This is a genomic window from Anaerolineae bacterium (assembly GCA_014360855.1).
GTDB lineage: Bacteria > Chloroflexota > Anaerolineae > JACIWP01 > JACIWP01 > JACIWP01.
Genome location: JACIWP010000352.1, coordinates 1 through 557, shown reverse-complemented (window position 1 = coordinate 557; position 557 = coordinate 1). Strand labels below are relative to the sequence as shown.

Here is a 557-nt window from a genome sequence, read left to right as displayed (position 1 = left end):
CCGAGGACGAGAGGGATGCCATGTTCTATCCTGCCGAATGCAGAATCTATCGTCGCGTGACCATCCGCAAAGAGCGCCTGCTTCCCCGACAGGGCCAGGTGCTGGTCAAGCCCGGCGAGTTGGTGAGCGCGGAAGACCTGATCGGGCGCTGTCACCCACGGCCCCGCTGGCACCTTGTGGATGTGGCCAGGCAGTTGGGCCTCTCGCCCGAAGAGGCCGAGAAGGCCCTCCAGAAGCACCCGGGCGACATCGTGGAGAAGGGGGAGTTCCTCGCCGTCAGCAAGGGCGGCCTGGGTCTTTTCCGGCGGGTGTGCAAGGCACCGGCGACCGGCATGGTGGCCGCGTATCAGGCCGGCCGGCTGTTGATCGAGGAGCAGGGGGAGAGCCAGGACGTGCGCGCGCTGGCGCGCGGCCGGGTGGTGCATGTGCGTCCGGGCATTGGCGCCGTGATGGAAGTGCGGGGCGCCTATTTGCGCGGCGCATGGGGTGCCGGCCCCTCCTCTTATGGGGTGCTGAAGGTGCTGGTGGACACGCCGGCCACCCCCCTGCTGATCAAG

Annotated in this window: 1 pseudogene (running past one end of the window); it reads left to right on the top strand. The window is 68.2% G+C overall.

What is annotated here, in order from left to right:
• Window positions 1-557, top strand: a pseudogene (locus H5T60_13865) (glutamate mutase L); it begins 1685 nt to the left of the window's first position.